General features: G+C 64.2%; 13 protein-coding genes. 11 read left to right on the top strand and 2 right to left on the bottom strand.

The features are described from left to right. The first annotated feature begins 110 nt into the window (after positions 1-110). Both AADX97_RS02360 and AADX97_RS02355 read left to right on the top strand, forming a co-directional pair. Positions 111-2,738, top strand: coding sequence for a plasma-membrane proton-efflux P-type ATPase (locus AADX97_RS02360; RefSeq protein ID WP_374231971.1), 2,628 nt, complete (start codon positions 111-113; stop codon positions 2,736-2,738). Further along, entirely contained in the window at positions 2,735-3,598 is an 864-nt protein-coding gene (locus AADX97_RS02355) for a PPK2 family polyphosphate kinase (RefSeq protein ID WP_374231970.1), read from the top strand. Before AADX97_RS02360 ends, AADX97_RS02355 begins: the two co-directional genes overlap by 4 nt. A 143-nt stretch (positions 3,599-3,741) precedes the next feature. Here the strand turns inward: AADX97_RS02355 and AADX97_RS02350 are convergent, their stop codons facing one another. Beyond that, positions 3,742-4,992 (bottom strand): SLC13 family permease, encoded by a 1,251-nt coding sequence (locus AADX97_RS02350; RefSeq protein WP_374231969.1) that lies wholly within the window; start codon positions 4,990-4,992, stop codon positions 3,742-3,744. Between the two features lie 362 nt (positions 4,993-5,354). Here AADX97_RS02350 and AADX97_RS02345 point away from each other — a divergent pair, with 362 nt between their 5' ends. After that, positions 5,355-6,719: an NAD-dependent succinate-semialdehyde dehydrogenase gene (locus tag AADX97_RS02345; RefSeq protein WP_374231968.1), complete on the top strand. Its 1,365-nt coding sequence runs from the start codon at positions 5,355-5,357 to the stop codon at positions 6,717-6,719. A 133-nt stretch (positions 6,720-6,852) separates the two neighbouring features. Continuing rightward, the gene (locus tag AADX97_RS02340) at positions 6,853-7,059 is read left to right on the top strand and encodes a hypothetical protein (protein ID WP_374231967.1); all 207 of its coding nucleotides are present in this window, start codon (positions 6,853-6,855) and stop codon (positions 7,057-7,059) included. 122 nt (positions 7,060-7,181) lie between these two features. Here AADX97_RS02340 and AADX97_RS02335 read toward each other — a convergent pair whose 3' ends face one another. Beyond that, the gene (locus AADX97_RS02335) at positions 7,182-7,664 is read right to left on the bottom strand and encodes a Crp/Fnr family transcriptional regulator (protein ID WP_374231966.1); all 483 of its coding nucleotides are present in this window, start codon (positions 7,662-7,664) and stop codon (positions 7,182-7,184) included. A gap of 422 nt (positions 7,665-8,086) precedes the next feature. On the opposite strand from AADX97_RS02335, the gene AADX97_RS02330 reads away from it, so the two are divergent. From AADX97_RS02330 to nirD, 7 genes are all read left to right on the top strand, one after another. Continuing rightward, complete coding sequence (locus AADX97_RS02330; RefSeq protein ID WP_374231964.1) at positions 8,087-8,668, top strand: ANTAR domain-containing response regulator; 582 nt, start codon at positions 8,087-8,089, stop codon at positions 8,666-8,668. Between the two features lie 783 nt (positions 8,669-9,451). After that, positions 9,452-10,858 (top strand): CmpA/NrtA family ABC transporter substrate-binding protein, encoded by a 1,407-nt coding sequence (locus AADX97_RS02325; RefSeq protein ID WP_374231963.1) that lies wholly within the window; start codon positions 9,452-9,454, stop codon positions 10,856-10,858. A gap of 71 nt (positions 10,859-10,929) precedes the next feature. Further along, positions 10,930-11,961 (top strand): ABC transporter permease, encoded by a 1,032-nt coding sequence (locus AADX97_RS02320; RefSeq protein WP_374231962.1) that lies wholly within the window; start codon positions 10,930-10,932, stop codon positions 11,959-11,961. Between the two features lie 52 nt (positions 11,962-12,013). Then, complete coding sequence (locus tag AADX97_RS02315; protein WP_374231961.1) at positions 12,014-12,859, top strand: ABC transporter ATP-binding protein; 846 nt, start codon at positions 12,014-12,016, stop codon at positions 12,857-12,859. 374 nt (positions 12,860-13,233) lie between these two features. Beyond that, positions 13,234-14,583 (top strand): CmpA/NrtA family ABC transporter substrate-binding protein, encoded by a 1,350-nt coding sequence (locus AADX97_RS02310; protein ID WP_374231960.1) that lies wholly within the window; start codon positions 13,234-13,236, stop codon positions 14,581-14,583. A 54-nt stretch (positions 14,584-14,637) separates the two neighbouring features. Continuing rightward, complete coding sequence (gene nirB, locus AADX97_RS02305) at positions 14,638-17,076, top strand: nitrite reductase large subunit NirB (protein ID WP_374231959.1); 2,439 nt, start codon at positions 14,638-14,640, stop codon at positions 17,074-17,076. 137 nt (positions 17,077-17,213) lie between these two features. Further along, on the top strand, positions 17,214-17,531 hold the full coding sequence (gene nirD, locus AADX97_RS02300; protein ID WP_374232040.1) for a nitrite reductase small subunit NirD: 318 nt from the start codon (positions 17,214-17,216) through the stop codon (positions 17,529-17,531). Positions 17,532-17,719: the final 188 nt, after the last annotated feature.

Genomic DNA, 17,719 nt, shown 5'->3' with positions numbered 1-17,719 from the left:
TAACGAAAACTGCCGAGGGGCTTGGCAATGCGGACCGTCGGGGCCGCCTTGGCCAAAGGCGGCAGCCGGACAAGGAACGCGGTCCCGACCCGCAGCTTTTCGGAGACATCATGACCACACTCCCTGCCGTTGAACCACCTGCTGCGCTCGATACACCCGACAACCCCGCATCAACCCTCACGGCGACAAGCGGCGCGCCGGCCGGCACGGCGGCCCCGACCACCCTGGGCCCGGCCGCCATCGCAGCCGAGCTCGGCAAATTGGCGACCTCGCCGAAAGGTTTGAGTCCCGACGAGGCCAAAGGCCGGCTGGAGAAGGTCGGGCCGAACGCCATCATCGCCCGGGAGGAGAACCGCTGGAGCAAGCTGCTCGGATACTTCTGGGGACCAATCCCCTGGATGATCGAGGCGGCCGCGTTGATCTCGCTCGTGCGCCGGGACTGGCCGGACTTCGCCGTCGTGACCGGGCTCTTGCTGTACAACGCCGCGGTCGGCTTCTGGCAGGACAACAAGGCGGCCAACGCCTTAGCCGCTCTGAAAAAGGGGTTGGCACTCAAGGCTCGGGCGCTGCGCGGCGGTCAATGGCTCTCGGTGGATGCGGCCGATCTGGTGCCCGGTGATGTCGTCATGGTTGCCGCCGGCGAGATCGTGCCGGCCGACTGTCTGCTGATCGAGGGCGAATATCTGAGCGTGGATCAGTCCGCCCTCACGGGCGAGTCCTTGCCGGTCTCCAAGCGTGTGGGCGACAGCGCCTATTCGGGAAGCATCGCCAAACAGGGCACGATGACGGCCGCCGTGACGGCCACCGGCAACCAGACCTTCTTCGGGCGCACGGCCAAGCTGGTCGCGTCAGCCGGCTCCAAATCCCATTCCGAGCAGGCGGTGCTCCAGATCGGCGACTTCCTGATCCTGCTGGCCGCCGCCTTGGCCGTCGTGCTGGTCGGCTTCCAGGTGTACCGGGACGTCGTGGTCGCAGACGTCTGGGGTTGGGACACGATCGGCGCAATCGCCCAGTTCGTCTTGGTGCTCCTGATCGCCTCGGTGCCGGTGGCCATGCCTGCGGTGATGTCCGTGACCATGGCCCTGGGTGCCTTGGCGTTATCGAAGGAGAAGGCGATCGTCTCGCGGCTCTCGGCGATCGAGGAATTGGCGGGCGTCGACGTCCTGTGCAGCGACAAGACCGGCACCCTGACGCTGAACCAGCTCAAGCTGGATACCCCGATCCCCTATGGGAGCGCCCAGGCGCAGGATGTGGTCTTCGCCGCCGCGCTTGCGAGCCAGACAGGCAGCGAGGATGCGATCGACCAGGCGGTTTTGCAGGCGCTGGCCGACCCCAAGTCGCTGGATACCGTCACCCGGACCAAATTCGTCCCCTTCGATCCGGTTAACAAGAAGACGGTCGCCACCGTCACCGACGCGCAAGGCCGCACCTTTCAGTATGCCAAGGGCGCCCCGCAGGCCATCGCCGAGCTCTGCAAGCTCGATCCGGTGACCCGCGGGAAGTACGACGGGGAGGTCAACGCGCTGGCGGGCCGCGGCTACCGGGCGCTCGGTGTCGCCCAGTCCGGAGACGACGGCACGACCTGGGTCTTGGTGGGCCTACTGTCGCTGATGGACCCGCCGCGGCCGGATGCGAAGTCGACGATCGCCGAGACCGAGAAGCTCGGACTCGCCGTGAAGATGGTGACAGGAGACGATGTCGCCATCGGCAGCGAGATCGCCAAGCAGCTCGGCATGGGCGGGCACCTGCTGGTGGCGAGCGACGTGTTCAAGGAGGGCACGGACCCCGATCGGATCCCCATGTCCGCTGCCCGAGCGGTGGAGCGCGCCGACGGCTTCGGGCGGGTCTTCCCGCAGCACAAGTACGAGATCGTCAAGAGTCTCCAGGAGCTGGGGCATCTGGTCGCGATGACCGGCGACGGGGTCAACGATGCTCCGGCCCTCAAGGAGGCCGACTGCGGCGTGGCCGTGAGCGGTGCCACCGATGCGGCCCGCAGTGCGGCCGCGCTCGTACTGACGGCACCGGGTCTGTCGACCATCGTCAATGCCATCATCGAGGCGCGCAAGATCTTCGAGCGCATCCGCAGCTACGTCTACTACCGGATCGCCATGACGCTCGACATCATGTTCGTCGTCGTCATGGCCTATGTCTTCTTCGGCTTTCAGCCGCTGACCGCCATCATGATCGTCGTTCTGGCCCTGCTGGACGACATCCCGATCATGACCATCGCCTACGACAAGGTCGAGACCTCGCCGCGGCCGGTGCGTTGGCACATGCAGCGCATCCTGGTGTTCTCCTCGCTGATGGGCCTGCTCGCCATCGCGCAGAGCTTCGGCCTGGTCCTGGCGGGCATGGAGTGGATGAGCGATCCGGCCTTGATGGCCCGCTTCGCACTCGATCATCAGCACCTGCAGACCATGTTGTTCCTGCAGCTCGCGGCCGGCGGTCACTTGCTGCTCTTCGTCGTGCGGACCCGGCGCTCGATCTTCGTGCCGCCCTACCCGAGTGCACCGCTCTTCGTGGCGATCGTCGCAACCCAGGCGGTCGCGGCCTTGATGTGCGCCTACGGGATCCTGGTACCGCAACTGCCTTGGAGTCTGATCGGCATCGTCTGGGTCTACGTCCTGATCTGGATGGTCGTGACCGACGTCGTGAAGCTGATCTACTACCGCATCCAGGACCAGCGCGAGGCCGCAGGACTGAGGCTGAGCCAGCCAATCACAGGGGTACAAGCGTGAACGACATCAAGACGCTGATCGTCGAACCGGGTGCAAAGGTGCATCTCGAGCAATTCGATCCGGCCTACACAGGCGAACCGGGGCAGGAGATCGCGCACACCGATCGCGCACGTGCGTTGGAATCGGTTAAGGCCAGGATCGGTGCATTGCAGCGCAAGATGTACGGGGACAACGCGCATTCACTTCTCATCGTGCTCCAGGGCCTGGATGCCGCAGGCAAGGACGGCGTGTGCTGGCACGTGATCTCCGGCATGGATCCTCAGGGCTGCAGGGTCCAGGGATTCAAGGCGCCCACGGCCGTGGAGGCAGCGCACGACTTCCTGTGGCGCATTCACCCGCATGCACCGGCCAAGGGCGAGGTGGCGGTCTTCAACCGCTCGCACTACGAGGACGTGCTGGTCACCCGGGTGCATAACCTGGTACCGCGCAAGGTCTGGGAGCGGCGTTACGACCTGATCAACGAGTGGGAGCGCCTGCTTCACATCGAGAACGGCACGACCATCCTCAAGTTTTGCCTGGTCGTCTCCAAAGAGGAGCAGCTCAAGCGCTTCGCGGAGCGGCTGGAGGATCCCGACCGTCAGTGGAAGATCAGCGATTCCGATTACCGGGAGCGCGAATTCTTCGACGACTATCTGGCCGCCTTCAACGAGGCCCTGGAGCGCACCTCGACACCGCACGCACCCTGGTTCACCATCCCCTGCGACCACAAGTGGTTCCGCAACCTGGCCGTCGCCGGCATCATCGCCGACACCCTGGACGCGTTGCACCTCGAATACCCCAAGCCCACGGTCGATCTCGACCGGATCCGGCGCGAATACCACGCGGCGCAGAGCAAGGAGAATGCGGGCGGCAAGGGGTAGCGGGGCTCGGCGGCGGCGTCTTGGTCTCGTCGACGAGCCGCAGGGATGCAACGAAGACCGGTGTCAAGCCAGCCTGCACGCGAGGCGCGCGCCGAAGGCGCTCGGCCCGGCGGGCGCTCACGTCCGGCTCTCGAGACGCCGATCTACGTCGTCACGAGATCCATCAGATAGCGCACCCAGACCCAGGCGATGAGCAACGTGGTCAGCGCGATCGGGATGCCCGCCTTGGCAAACTCCCAGAACGAGATGTTGAACCCTTTCGCGTTTGCCGCATCGACCACGATGATGTTGGCCAGGCTGCCGATGATGATGAGGTTGCTGGAGAGCCCGCTGGCCAAGGCGATCAAGGGTCCGGCCTGCGGATCGCCGGCATAGGGCAGGAGCAGCATGACCGTCGGCACGTTCGAGACGATGTCGCTCAGCACTGCGGTCAACGCATAAAGCACGCCGCTGTGCTGCAGATCGAACCCTGCCGCCTTCAGATCGCCGACCAATTGTTGCGGCAACCCGCTGTCCTGGATGGCGCCGTTGACGACGAACAGGCCGATGAACAGGATCAGCAGATCCCAATCGACACGGTGCAGCATCGTGCGCGAGACGAAGCGGGCGTTGAACAGCATGAAGGCGCCCGCGCTGGCTGCCACCAGCCCGCGATTCCAATCCGTAAAGATGAAGGCGTAGAGGATAAAGCCCAGGACCAACAGCCCCTTCAGGGTCTCCCAGCCGTCGAATCGAGGCGTTTCGCCGGTTGACTCGGCAGTGTCGACGCGTTGCGCCGCATCCAGTCGATCGAGCTGCCAGCGTCCGCGGTAGGCCACGACCAGAACAAGCCAAACAACGACCAGAGAGAGGACAGCGGGTATCGCCGCATACCCCATAAAGCCGGCAAAGGACAGGTGGAGCCGTTCGCCGATGAGCATGTTCTGGGGGCTGCCGATGAGCGTGGCCACCGACCCGGCATTGGCGGCAAAGGCGATGGCCAACAGGAAGGGGACCGGGTTCATACGCCGCTGCAGACTGATCGACAACACGACCGGGGTCATGGCGACGGCCACCACGTCGTTGGTGAGGAATGCCGACATCACCCCGACCACTGCCGTCAGCGACGCAAGCAAGACGGGCGGACTGGCCTGGATTCGAGTCACCGCTGCGGACAGCGACCCATAGAACCCGGACAGCTCGAGCTGGATCGAGATCAGCATGAGGCCGAAGAGCATACCGAGTGTGCTGAAATCGATGCTCGCGAGGGCTTGGCTCTGGGTCAGCTCGGCAGTGGCGAGCAGGGCGATGGCGCCGCCCAAGGCGATGGACGCACGGTCGACCTTCAGCCACGGCAGGTGACCGAGCATCATCCCCAGATAGACCACGAAGAAGACGATCAGGACCATCGACATGAGTCATTCACTCGGTTCGATCCGGGTTTGCCGCACACAAATGCATACCCGAAGGCGTAGGCAACGGTAATGCCGGACGGTCGGTTTGCTATCGGAAGGAGACTATCGTACAGGAGAATCGAAGCGCTCGCGGATGTCGCCGAACGCCGCTGCATCGCGGTCACCCGAGCCGCTCGATCCGCGCATAGAGCCCCACACCCGCGCCGACCGCCATCGCCGAGGCACCTTGCCGAGGACGATCCGGCTGCCGACGGACACGTCGGCCGGCTGCAACGCGCCCGTGCACACTCTGCGTCGTTGCGGTTCAAACCGGAAAGGGTCCATTCTCGGACCCGGCCGACCGAAACGGAGGAGACACCCCGATGCCGTTACAATCGATCAACCCGTACACCGGCGCGTCCCTGGAGCAGATCGAGACGATCGACGAGACCGCGCTGGAGGCCGCGCTCGACGCGGCGGCACGGGCCGCATCCGCCTGGGGCGACCGGCCCGTCGCCGAGCGCGCGCGTCTGCTGCATGAGGTCGCCGAGCTCCTCCGCACCCGAACGCGTGATTTGGCCCGATGGATGACCTTGGAGATGGGCAAGCTGATCGGCGAGGCCGAGGCCGAGATCGGCAAGTGCGCGCTGGTTTGCGACTACTACGCCGAGAACGCCGAACGACTGCTCGCCGACGAGCCGATCGCCTCCGATGCCTCGTGCAGCATGGTCGTCCATCAGCCGCTGGGACCCGTGCTCGCCGTGATGCCCTGGAACTTCCCGTTCTGGCAGGTGTTTCGCTGCGCCGCACCCGCAATCGCGGCGGTTAATCCGGTTCTGCTCAAGCATGCCTCGAACGTCCCGCGCTGCGCCTTGGAGATCGATCGGCTGTTCGAGGACGCGGGCGCCCCGGACGGGGTCTTCCGCACGCTGCTGATCAATGCCCGCCGCGCGGAAGGTGTCGTCGCCGACCCGCGCGTGCGCGGCGTGAGCCTCACGGGCAGCGACGCGGCGGGCCGACGGGTCGCGTCCATCGCCGGCGAGAACCTCAAGCGGACGGTACTCGAGCTCGGCGGCTCCGACGCCTTCGTGGTGCTGGAAGACGCCGACCTCGACGAGGCTGTCGCGACCGCCGTGCGCTCGCGTTTCATGAACGCCGGCCAGAGCTGTATCGCGGCCAAGCGCTTCATCGTCGTCGACGCGATCGCGGAGACGTTCGTCGCGCAGCTGCGCACCGCAATCGAGGCGCTGGTTCCGGGTGATCCCCTGGACCCGAAGACGACCTTGGCACCGCTCGCACGTGCGGATCTTCGCGACACACTCCATGAGCAAGTGGTGGCGAGCCTCGACGCCGGGGCACGCCTAATCCTCGGCGGACAGCCATTGGACCGCCCCGGCTGGTTCTACGCGGCGACCTTGCTCGATGCCGTCGGACCCGGCATGCCGGCCTACGACGACGAGCTGTTCGGTCCCGTCGCGGCCGTCCTGCGCACGGCCGACGAGGGCGAGGCGCTTGAGATCGCCAACGACACCCGGTTCGGGCTCGGCGGCAGCGTCTGGACACGCGACAGCGCGCGCGGCGAGTGTTTTGCACGCCGGATGGCCTGCGGATGCGCCTTCGTCAACGGTCTGGTCAAGAGCGACCCGCGCCTGCCCTTCGGCGGGATCAAGGAGTCGGGCTACGGACGCGAGCTCGGCGCGCTCGGCATCCATGAGTTCGTCAACACCAAGACCTTGTGGATCCGCTAGGAATGTTGAGCCTTGGAGTGCCGGCCGACTCAACACCCTTGTGCTCCCCGGGACCAACCCATAACACGCCTCGTTGTCTCGGTACCTGCCATGGGCTATGTTTGCCACCTCCTACGGTTTCCCGGAGCCTCTCGTGACCGCCAAGCACGCCTTTCATCCCGAGTCCATCACGGACGCCAACGGACATCACAAGGTCGTCGTGTTGCCGATCGAAAAATACGGGTCGCTGATCGAGGATCTCGCGGACTTGGCCATCGTCGCCGAGCGCCCCGGTGAGCCAACCCTTTCCCGCGAGGCAGTCATGGATGAGCTAGAACGCGATGGCCTCCGACCGGATTGAGTGGAAGGAGTCCGCGCGCAAGGGGATCAAGCACATCGAGCACTGCACCCTTCGGCGCACTCTCGACGCCGTCATGTCACTCGGCATCAACCCAAGACCGGATGGTTGCCGCAATCCCCGAATCAATAGCGCCCGCCCGTCTTGTGCATGTAGTTCGCGAGCTCGGTGCGCTCGCGGTTGACACGCATTAGGTTCGTGTGGGTGACACGGAAGATCGCACGCATAACCTTGTAGACCAGGCGCGGATGGGGCTCGACCAGTGCCTCGAAATCATCGGGCTCCAGTGTCAGCACGCTGCTGTCATCCTCCGAGCGCAAGGCCGCCTTGCGCGCGGAGCCGTCGACGAAGGCACGGGTCCCGGCGCACTCGCCCGGACGCATCCGATAGAGAGACTCCTCGACCCCACCGACCGTCTTGCAGACGCACAGACGCCCCTCCGCCAGCAGAAACAGGGTGCGCCGCTGCTCGTCCTCGGAAACCAGCAACTCGCCGTTGGTCAGCCTGACGAGACCCATGCACTCCGCCAGAATCGACGCTTCCTTCTCGTCGAGCTCGGTGCCGAGCACCGAGCTGCGCACCAATGCCGCCCGATCCATCTGATTCATCGACCAATCTCCCGTTTCTCTCCGACACGAAGGACAGTGTGCAGTCATCGTCCGCGAGCACAGCAGCTGCGGATGCGGATGAAGCCCCATCAGTTTAGCGCGTCGGATCGGGATGTGCGCCATCGGCGAAGCACGCCTGGGTTCGGTCAAGGCGCGTCAAAGTCGTTTTCGACCAGCAGATTCGCCTTGATCTGCGGAACATCCCACTGGCTTGATGGTGTTTGATCCTTCTCCAGAGTCGCAAGCGAATAACCTGAATCTTCCAAAAAGCCGTCGAAGCATCTCAAGCGAAGGACGTCTCGGCACATCCTCCTCGGGCTCGACGATCCACACCGGCATGCACAGCCGGGGCGACTCTGGCGCGCTGTTTGCGTAGGTGATCTGCTGAGCCGATTGTTGGTTTTCTCTCGGAGCAGTCCCCGATGTCCATCCGAATCATGCTTGTGGACGCGCGTCCGGACCGACGCGAGGTGCTCGGGCCGGCCTTGAGCGCGGAGGGGTTCGACGTGGTGGCCTGTGTGGATCCGGACGAGGGACTTTTGAGCGCCGTGGCGCGTTATGCACCTGACGTGGTGCTGATCGATATCGACTCGCCGAGCCGGGATACCCTGGAGAACCTGCGCACCGTTCAGGCGCATCAGCCACGCCCCATGGTGATGTTCACGCAGGACGACGCCAACGAGAGCATCCGTCGGGCGATCGAGGCCGGTGTAAGCGCCTATGTCGTCGACGGGATCGAGCGGCGGCGTGTTCGGCCGATCGTCGAGGCGGCAATGGCGCGGTTCAGCCAGTTTCAGGCGTTGGAGAAGGAGCTTCTGGAGACTCGCAGCAAGCTGGCCGAGCGCAAGCTCATCGAGCGCGCCAAAGGGATCATCATGGCACAGCAGGGACTGTCCGAGGACGCGGCTTTCCAGGCGATGCGGCGGCTGGCGATGCGTAAGAACAAGAAACTGGCTGAGATTGCCGAGAGTGTGATTTCGGCGTCCGAGCTCTTTGCGCCTTAAACCGCGTTCAGCACGTGTCGGGTTGCTTCGGGGTTTGGTTGCGGCGATGCGGGTACTTGATACGTCGGCATTACTCGGTTTAGGTCATTGATTAAATAAGGAATCTATACGCAATGCATAGGTCGTAGGTTGGACAAAGCGCAGTGTGCCCGACCCGCGCCGGCATCACAGAAAGAGGTTGGTCACGCTGCGCTTTGTTCAATTGACCTGTCCATGTTGATCTTGAATCGTTCCTAAGAGACGCCCTTTGAGCCGTTCGTCTTGGTGCGTGGCAGGTCGATGCGCACCAAGGAAGAGCGGGGCGGAACGGCCACGCGAGTGCGCCGGATCGCCTGCGCCGACGACAGTGTTCTCGAATATCGGCAAAACTCCACAGATTAATCAATGATGTAGCTCTTGCGGCTTGATGAGTGCGACCGCTCTCTGGCTTTATGGCATCGATTATGCTTACTAGCCCTCGTCGATCACCCAACGGCGGGCTGATCGGAAGATCGTGGCCCCAATGATTGTGATCCAATTGGACGACGCCCCTCCGAGCCTGTAGGCAAGAGCGGCGCCTCTAATAATCAGACCAGGTCGACCCATGTGTGGTCGCAACGACCGGTCGTCGAATCCGCCCGATCGTCGAATCAAAGAGCAGTTTCGGCATGGTCATGGCGGCCATGTCAACGGACAAAGGCGTCCATCGTGCAACGCGCAGCGTTGCCTGGTGGACGCCTTTTTTCGTTGTGGGTTTTCGTTTTCAGGTTTCCGTTTCATGTACTGCTATCGACAGAGGTCAACATGCGCGATCAAGACAGACTCGACCGACCGACCTGCGGCGCCCTGCCGACACGCCTTGCCGCAGCCGGCATCGCTGCGCTCGTGCTGAGCCTGGCGGCCGGCGCATCCGCCGAGCCGCTCGGCCCGCCCGAGAAGGAGGACCTCAAGCTCGGCTTCATCAAGCTCACCGATATGGCACCGCTCGCCATCGCCTACGAGAAAGGCTTCTTCGAGGACGAAGATCTCTTTGTCACCTTGGAGGCTCAGGCCAATTGGAAGGTACTGCTCGATCGCGTCATCGACGGCCAGCTCGACGGCGCCCACATGCTTGCCGGCCAGCCCTTGGCCGCAACCATCGGCTTCGGGACCGAAGCGGCGATCGTCACCCCGCTCAGCATGGACCTGAACGGGAACGCCGTCACCGTCTCGAACGCGGTGTGGGAGCAGATGAAGCCGCACGTCCCGAAGATGGCCGACGGCCGTCCCGAGCATCCGATCAAGGCCGATGCGCTCAAGCCCGTCGTGGAGAGCTTCAAGGCCGCGGGCAAGCCCTTCAAGATGGGCATGGTTTTCCCGGTCTCGACGCACAACTACGAGCTGCGCTACTGGCTCGCCGCCGGCGGACTGCACCCCGGCTACTACGCACCCCATAAGAACAACACCGACGGGCAGATCGATGCGGATGTTCTGCTTTCGGTCACTCCGCCCCCGCAGATGCCCGCCACCATGGAGTCCGGAACGATCGACGGCTACTGCGTCGGCGAGCCTTGGAACCAGCAGGCGGTCTTTATGGGCATCGGCGTCCCCGTGATCACGGACCACGAGATCTGGCCGTACAACCCGGAGAAGGTCTTCGGCATGACCGCCGGGTTCGTCGAGGCCAATCCCAATACCTCCGTGCGGATCGTCAAAGCAATGCTGCGGGCAGCCAAATGGCTCGACGAGAACGACAACGCCAACCGGGCCGAGGCGGTCAAGATTCTGTCGCGGCCGAACTATGTCGGCGCGGACGAGGCGGTCATCGCCGCGTCCATGACCGGCACCTTCGAGTACGAGAAAGGCGACAGCCGCGAGGTTCCGGACTTCAACGTCTTCTTCCGCCACAACGCGAGTTACCCCTATTACTCGGATGCCGTTTGGTATCTCACCCAGATGCGCCGTTGGGGCCAGATTGCCGAGCCCAAGTCCGACGACTGGTACATGGCGACGGCCAAGCAGGTCTATCGGCCCGATCTCTACCGCCGGGCGGCCGAGTCGCTGATCGCCGACGGCCTGATGGAGGCGTCCGACTTCCCGGACTTCGACGCGGAGACCGGATTTAAACCGACGCAAACCGGATTCATCGACGGCATCGACTACGACGGCAGCCGGCCAAACGCCTATCTGGAGCAGTTCTCGATCGGTCTGAAGGGCGACACGCAGTTGTAAAGCACGGCCTGAAGCGTCCGGCGTCGGGGAGCCCCGAGCCGGACGCGAACCCATCGACTCCGGAGAAACCCATGTCGAACATCGACGTCACCGCAAAGACCTACGACCTGCCCTGGTTGGCGCAAACCATGGATTGGCTCGCCGGAGACGGCGCCGAGCGCGCCGCCGGCGGCTTGATTCGACACCTGTTGCTGCCCTTGGTCGGGATCGGCCTCTTTCTGATGCTTTGGGGTGCGGCGGCCTCCCAGATCCAGACCTCGCTCGGACAGTTGCCCGGACCGACCCAGGTCTGGTTCCAATCCGTGGCGCTCTGGGGGGAGCACCGCGAGGAGCGCGCCCGCGAGGCCGCCTTCAACGAACGCATCGAGCAGCGCGTCGAGCGTGCCGTGGCAAGCGGCGCCTCTGCCGAGGAGATCGCCAAGATCCGCGCCCGTGGCTACACGGGTGCGCCAACCTTCGTCAGCCAGATCTGGACCAGCCTGGTGACGGTCATGGTCGGCTTCCTGCTTGCGTCCTTGATTGCCATCCCGCTCGGCATCCTGTGCGGGATGAGCGCGGCCGTCTATGCGGCAATGAACCCTTTGATCCAGATCTTCAAACCGGTTTCGCCGCTCGCCTGGCTGCCGCTGGTGACCATCATCGTCAGTGCGGTCTATGTGAGCGAGGATCCGCTCCTGGCCAAGTCATTCATCATCTCGGCGATGACGGTCACCCTCTGCTGTCTCTGGCCCACGGTGATCAACACGACCGTCGGGGTCGCAACGGTCGATCGTGACCTGATGAACGTCAGCCGCGTCCTGCGCCTGTCCTGGTTCAAGCAGACGGTCAAAATCATCCTGCCTTCGGCCTTGCCGATGATCTTCACGGGTCTGCGGCTGAGTCTCGGGATTGGCTGGATGGTGCTGATCGCCGCGGAGATGCTGGCCCAGAACCCCGGTCTCGGGAAATTCGTCTGGGACGAGTTCCAGAACGGCAGCTCCAACTCGCTGGCGCGGATCATGGTCGCCGTGTTCGTGATCGGCTTCATCGGCTTCGCGCTCGACCGCGCCATGCTCATGCTCCAGCGCAGCGTCTCCTGGGACAAGACGGCGGTGCTGAGATGACGCGCCCTGTCGAGTGCTCCGACCCCCTGACCGTCGCACGAGGATCCAAAACATGTCTGCCTATCTGAGCATCGATCGGGTCGGGATCACCTTCCCGACACCGAAGGGGCCGCTCGAGGTCCTGAAGGACATCAAGCTCGACATCGCCCAGGGCGAGGTCGTCTCGCTCATCGGCCATTCGGGCTGTGGCAAATCGACCGTGCTGAACATCGTCGCCGGGCTGCTCGAAGCGAGCACTGGCGGCGTGCTGCTTGAAGAGCGCGAGGTCAAATCGCCGGGACCGGACCGCGCAGTGGTCTTTCAGCAGCACTCTCTGCTGCCTTGGCTGAGCGTCTACGACAACGTCCGGCTGGCGGTCGACCAGGTCTTCGGCCGCCGCAAGACTCGCAAGGAGCGGCATGAGTGGACCCTGCACAACCTGGATCTGGTGCATATGGGCCACGCGTTGGAGCGCCGCCCTTCAGAGATCTCGGGCGGGATGAAACAACGCGTCGGGATCGCCCGCGCCCTGGCCATGGAGCCCAAGGTCCTCCTGATGGACGAACCCTTTGGCGCGCTCGATTCGCTCACCCGCACACACATGCAGGACTCGCTGCTGGAGATCCAGTCCCGGCTCAACAACACCGTCATCCTGATCACGCACGACGTCGACGAGGCCGTGCTGCTTTCCGACCGGATCGTGATGATGACCAACGGACCCTCCGCGACCGTCGGGCGGATCCTGGATGTCGACCTGCTGCGCCCTCGCGATCGACTCGCGCTCGCCGAGGATCCGACCTATCACCACTACCGCGCCGAGGTCGTGAAATTCCTCCACGAACCCCACCCGCCCGCCGTCGCGCAGGCCGCCCAGCCGATACGCGAACGCCCAACGCTGCGTCTTGCGGCGAATGGTTAGGGGGTAGACGACATGGTTTCAGTTGAGAGTTTTCAGCCATGAGCTGTCAGCCATCAGCTTTCAGCCGTCAGCGCCTTCGTTCCGACTGGGTAACGAAGCCTTGCAGGCTAGCCGCCGATCGGGACCTTCAACCTAAACCCGGCATTTGGAAACGCAAAGGCGCAGAGGACGCAAAGGAGAACAAGAAACTCCAATGCGAACGACATTCACCTTTTGGTGAATGGCGTCATTGAAGCAAGGCACTGAACGCCTTTGCGTTCTTTGCGCCTTTGCGCCTTTGCGCCTTTGCGTTTTAACTGCTCTTTTTAGGTTCATAAGGCTCAATCCATTCGGCAGCCTCGGCTGAACCCCGAACCCCGAACCGGAGCGACCACATGAGCATCATCCCCAACTGGCTCCGACGCAGTGCCCACGCCGGCGGACACGACGGACTGGAAAAGACGCGCCTCACACTCGGCTTTATCCCGCTGACGGACTGTGCGCCGCTGGTCATCGCCAAAGAGCGCGCCTTCTTCGAGAAGTACGGCCTGGACGTGGAGCTCTCCAAGGAGACCTCCTGGGCCAACGTTCGCGACAAGGTCAGCATCGGCATCCTGGATGGCGCACACATGCTCGCGCCCATGCCGATCGCGAGCACGCTCGGCATCGGGCCGGTCGAGAAGCCGACCGTGACGGCGCTGAGCCTGGATCTGAACGGCAACGCCATCACGGTCTCGCAGGCACTCTACGAGCGGATGCGCGAGCTGGATCCGGGCGCCATGAACCATCGGCCCTACTCCGCGGTGGCCTTGAGACAGGTGATCGAGGAGCGGCGCGCGCAAGGCGGCAAGCCGCTGACCTTCGCGGTGGTCTTCCCGGTCTCGACCCACGCCTACGAGCTGCGCTATTGGATGGGCGCCGCGGGGATCGATCCGGATACCGACGTGCGGCTGCTGGTGGTCCCGCCGCCGCAGATGGTGACCCAACTGCGCGCCGGCAACATCGACGGCTTCTGTGTCGGCGAGCCTTGGAATTCGGTCGCCGTCGCCGAGGGTCTGGGGCGTGTCCTCATCACCAACTACGAGCTCTGGAACAACAACCCCGAGAAGGTCTTCGGGGTCAATTTGGAGTGGGCCGAGCAGTATCCCAATACACACCGCGCCCTCCTCATGGCGCTGTTGGACGCGGCGCGCTGGACCGACGCGCCCGAGAATCGCCCGAGCGTCGCCGAGCTGATCGCGCCGAGCCGCTACATCAATGCCCCGGTCGAGATCGTGCGTCAGTCCATGACCGGCACCTTCCGCTATGCGCTCGACGAGCCGCCGGTCGCGATGCCCGATTTCAACGTCTTCTTCCGCTTCGCGGCGACCTATCCCTGGCGCTCCCACGCGCTCTGGTTTCTGACCCAGATGGTGCGTTGGGGCCAGATCGAGAAGCCGATCGATCTGGCCGCCATCGCCGCCGAGGTCTATCGGCCGGACATCTATCGGGAGGCGGCCGATGCCCTAGGTCTCGCCTCGCCCGCGCTCGATCACAAGCGCGAGGGCCTGCATGCCCGCGGCTGGATGCTCGAAGAGGCCACCATCCCGCTGGCGATGGGGCCGGATCGCTTCTTCGACGGATCGACCTTCGATCCCGCCGATCCGGTCGGGTACATCGCCGGTTTCGATGTCCAGCGGCGGTCCTGCTCGCTGGAGGCGCTGGCGGCGGCCAACGGCGGGCGAGCCAAGACGGCGACGGTCTGAGACCGACGGCTACGCACCCAACACACGCATTCCGAACGCAGAGAACCAAACAAGATGAACAAAGAACGCTTGGTCTTGGTGGGCAACGGCATGGCCGGGATGCGCACCATCGAGGAGCTGCTGAAGCTCGAGCCGGACCTCTACGAGATCACGGTCTTCGGCGCCGAGCCGCATCCGAACTACAACCGCATCCTCCTCTCGCCTGTGCTCTCCGGGGAGAAGACGATCGACGAGATCATCTTAAACAGCCGCGACTGGTACGCGGAGCATGGGATTAGGCTGCACACCGGCGATCCGGTCGAGCACATCGACCGACGCAAGCGACTGGTGCGCAGCCGCTTCGGTCTGGAGGTGACGTACGACCGGCTGGTCCTGGCCACCGGATCCAACCCCTTCATCATCCCGGTACCGGGGGCGGATCTGCCCGGCGTGCTCGGCTACCGCGACATCGCGGATGTCGAGGCGATGATCGAGACCGCACGGGGCTTCAAGCGCGCCATCGTCATCGGCGGCGGACTGCTCGGGCTGGAGGCCGCCTACGGTCTACAGCAGCAGGGCATGGACGTGACCGTCGTCCACCTGCTCGACACCCTGATGGAGCGACAGCTCGACAAACCCGCCGCGGCGCTCCTCAAAGCGTCGTTGGAGAAGCGCGGCCTGACCTTTGTGATGGAGGCCCAGACCGCGGCGATCCAAGGGCGCGACCGGGTCGAGTCGGTCCGCTTCGCCGACGGCAGCGAGATCGCGACCGATCTGGTGGTGATGGCGGTCGGCATCCGTCCGAACATGGCGCTTGCCCAAAGCGCCGGGATCCATTGCGAGCGCGGGATCGTGGTCGACGACACCATGCTGACCTACGACGCCCGCATCTACGCGATCGGCGAGTGCGTGCAGCACCGCGGTCAGTGCTACGGGCTGGTCGCGCCGCTCTTCGAGCAGGCCAAGGTCTGCGCCAATCATCTCGCCAAGCTCGGTTATGGTCGCTACCAGGGCTCCGTCACCTCGACCAAGCTCAAGGTGACCGGCATCGATCTCTTCTCCGCCGGTCAGTATCAGGGCGGGGACGGCTGCGAAGAGATCCTCTTCCAGGATCCGGGCGCGGGCATCTACAAGAAGCTGGTGATCCGAGAGAACCGACTCGCCGGCGCCGTGCTCTACGGGGACACGATCGACGGGGCCTGGTTCTTCCAGTTGATGCGCGAAGGGACCGACATCTCCGCAATGCGCGAGGATCTGCTGTTCGGGCAGGCCCATCTCGGGGACTCCGGCCACGGCGGTCAAACCCAGGCAGCCCTCATGACCGACGCGATGCAGGTCTGCGACTGCAACGGCGTGTGCAAGGGCGAGATCGTCAAGGCGATCACGAGCAAGGGTCTCTTCACGCTCGAAGACGTCAAGCTGCACACCAAGGCGGCGGCCTCATGCGGGTCCTGCACCGGCCTGGTGGAGCAGATCCTGGCGAGCACGCTCGGGAGCGACTACGCCACCCCCGAGGCCAAACCCGTCTGCACATGCACCGACTACAGCCACGATCAGGTCCGCGCGGCCATCCGCGAGCAACACCTCACGAGCCTGAGCGACTGCTTCGAGAAGCTGGACTGGCGCCGGCCCGACGGCTGTCACGTCTGCCGACCCGCGCTCAATTACTACCTCATCTCCACCTGGCCGGCCGAGGCGATCGACGACAGCCAGTCGCGCTTCGTCAACGAGCGTGTCCACGCCAACATCCAGAAGGACGGGACCTATTCGGTCATCCCGCGCATCTTCGGCGGCGAGACCTCGCCCGCCCAGCTGCGCGCCATCGCCGAGGCGGCCGAAAAGTATGCCGTGCGCTCGGTCAAGATCACGGGCGGCCAACGGATCGATCTGCTGGGTCTGACCAAAGAACAGTTGCCGCACATCTGGAAGGATCTGACCGACGCCGGTTTCGTCTCGGGCCACGCCTACGGCAAATCGATGCGCACGGTCAAAACCTGTGTGGGGTCCCAATGGTGCCGCTTCGGCGTGCAGGACTCGACCAAGATGGGCATCGAGCTCGAGGAGCTGACCTGGGGCTCCTGGACCCCGCACAAGTTCAAGCTCGCCGTCTCGGGCTGCCCGCGCAACTGTGCGGAGGCGACCATCAAGGACTTCGGCGTCGTCGCCATCGAATCCGGCTGGGAACTGCACATCGGCGGCAACGGCGGGGTGAAGGTCCGCGCGACCGATGTCCTCTGCCGGGTCACCGCACCCGAGCAGGTCAAGGAGTATTGCGGCGCCTTCATGCAGGTCTATCGCGAAGAGGCACGCTATCTGGAGCGCACCGCACCCTGGGTCGAGCGGGTTGGCTTGGCCTACATCAAGAAGCGCATCGTCGAGGACGAGATCGGTCGCCGCGCCTTCTACAAACGCTTCCTGGAGTCCCAAAAGCAGGCCCAGGTCGATCCCTGGAAGGAACGCGCGGCCGGCGCGGAAGCGCATGAGTTTAAGGCGTTGAAGCAGGTGAGTGGGTGAGAAGTGAGGAGTGAGGAGTGAGGGAAGGCGGCTGAAGGTTGAGAGTTGAGAGTTGAGAGCTGAGAGCTGGAGGCACGACGCTCCTCCCAAACACCGCAAAAACATGAGGCAACACAATGACCGCAGTCGTCGACGACATGACTTGGCTCGAAGTAGGCACGCTCGATGAGATCCCTCGCCAGGGTGCGCGGGTGCTCAAGCGCGAAGGGGGTGATATTGCCGTGTTCAGGACCGCGGCGGACGAGGTGTTCGCCTTGCTCAATCGTTGTCCGCATCGCGGGGGGCCCTTATCGGAGGGGATCCTTTACGGGCGAAACATCGTCTGCCCCCTGCACAACTGGTGTCTCGACCTGGCGAGCGGAGAAGCGAAGGGGCCGGACGAGGGCTGTGCGCCCGCCTATGCGACACGAATCGAGGCAGGGCGGATCTTCGTCTGCGCGGAACCCATTGCGTGAACGCGATCGCCCGTATGGTGAACAAAGCGCAGGGTGCCCAACCCGCACCGGCATTACGGCGCGTAGGTTGTGCTGACGATAGGACGCACAACTTCCACAGACGGTTGGTTGTGCCTCGCATGGCTCGGCACAACCTACGGCCCCCTTGGTGTGGAGTGCTCCGGTGCGCAGCTTGGCAACAGGGTTAC

Source organism: Thiocapsa sp. C2-2m (assembly GCF_041903745.1).
Taxonomy (GTDB): domain Bacteria; phylum Pseudomonadota; class Gammaproteobacteria; order Chromatiales; family Chromatiaceae; genus Thiocapsa; species Thiocapsa roseilacustris.
The sequence above is the reverse complement of the archived record's forward strand: the minus strand, read 5'-3'. Positions and strand labels throughout refer to the sequence as shown.

Bases quoted from the DNA above. Each gene is read 5' to 3' on its own strand.
- nirD (WP_374232040.1), top strand. From the start codon at position 17,214: ATGACTTGGCTCGAAGTAGGCACGCTCGATGAGATCCCTCGCCAGGGT.
- AADX97_RS02315 (WP_374231961.1), top strand. From the start codon at position 12,014: ATGTCTGCCTATCTGAGCATCGATCGGGTCGGGATCACCTTCCCGACA.
- AADX97_RS02310 (WP_374231960.1), top strand. From the start codon at position 13,234: ATGAGCATCATCCCCAACTGGCTCCGACGCAGTGCCCACGCCGGCGGA.
- AADX97_RS02345 (WP_374231968.1), top strand. From the start codon at position 5,355: ATGCCGTTACAATCGATCAACCCGTACACCGGCGCGTCCCTGGAGCAG.
- AADX97_RS02350 (WP_374231969.1), bottom strand. From the start codon at position 4,992: ATGTCGATGGTCCTGATCGTCTTCTTCGTGGTCTATCTGGGGATGATG.
- AADX97_RS02330 (WP_374231964.1), top strand. From the start codon at position 8,087: ATGTCCATCCGAATCATGCTTGTGGACGCGCGTCCGGACCGACGCGAG.
- AADX97_RS02360 (WP_374231971.1), top strand. From the start codon at position 111: ATGACCACACTCCCTGCCGTTGAACCACCTGCTGCGCTCGATACACCC.
- nirB (WP_374231959.1), top strand. From the start codon at position 14,638: ATGAACAAAGAACGCTTGGTCTTGGTGGGCAACGGCATGGCCGGGATG.
- AADX97_RS02325 (WP_374231963.1), top strand. From the start codon at position 9,452: ATGCGCGATCAAGACAGACTCGACCGACCGACCTGCGGCGCCCTGCCG.
- AADX97_RS02335 (WP_374231966.1), bottom strand. From the start codon at position 7,664: ATGAATCAGATGGATCGGGCGGCATTGGTGCGCAGCTCGGTGCTCGGC.
- AADX97_RS02320 (WP_374231962.1), top strand. From the start codon at position 10,930: ATGTCGAACATCGACGTCACCGCAAAGACCTACGACCTGCCCTGGTTG.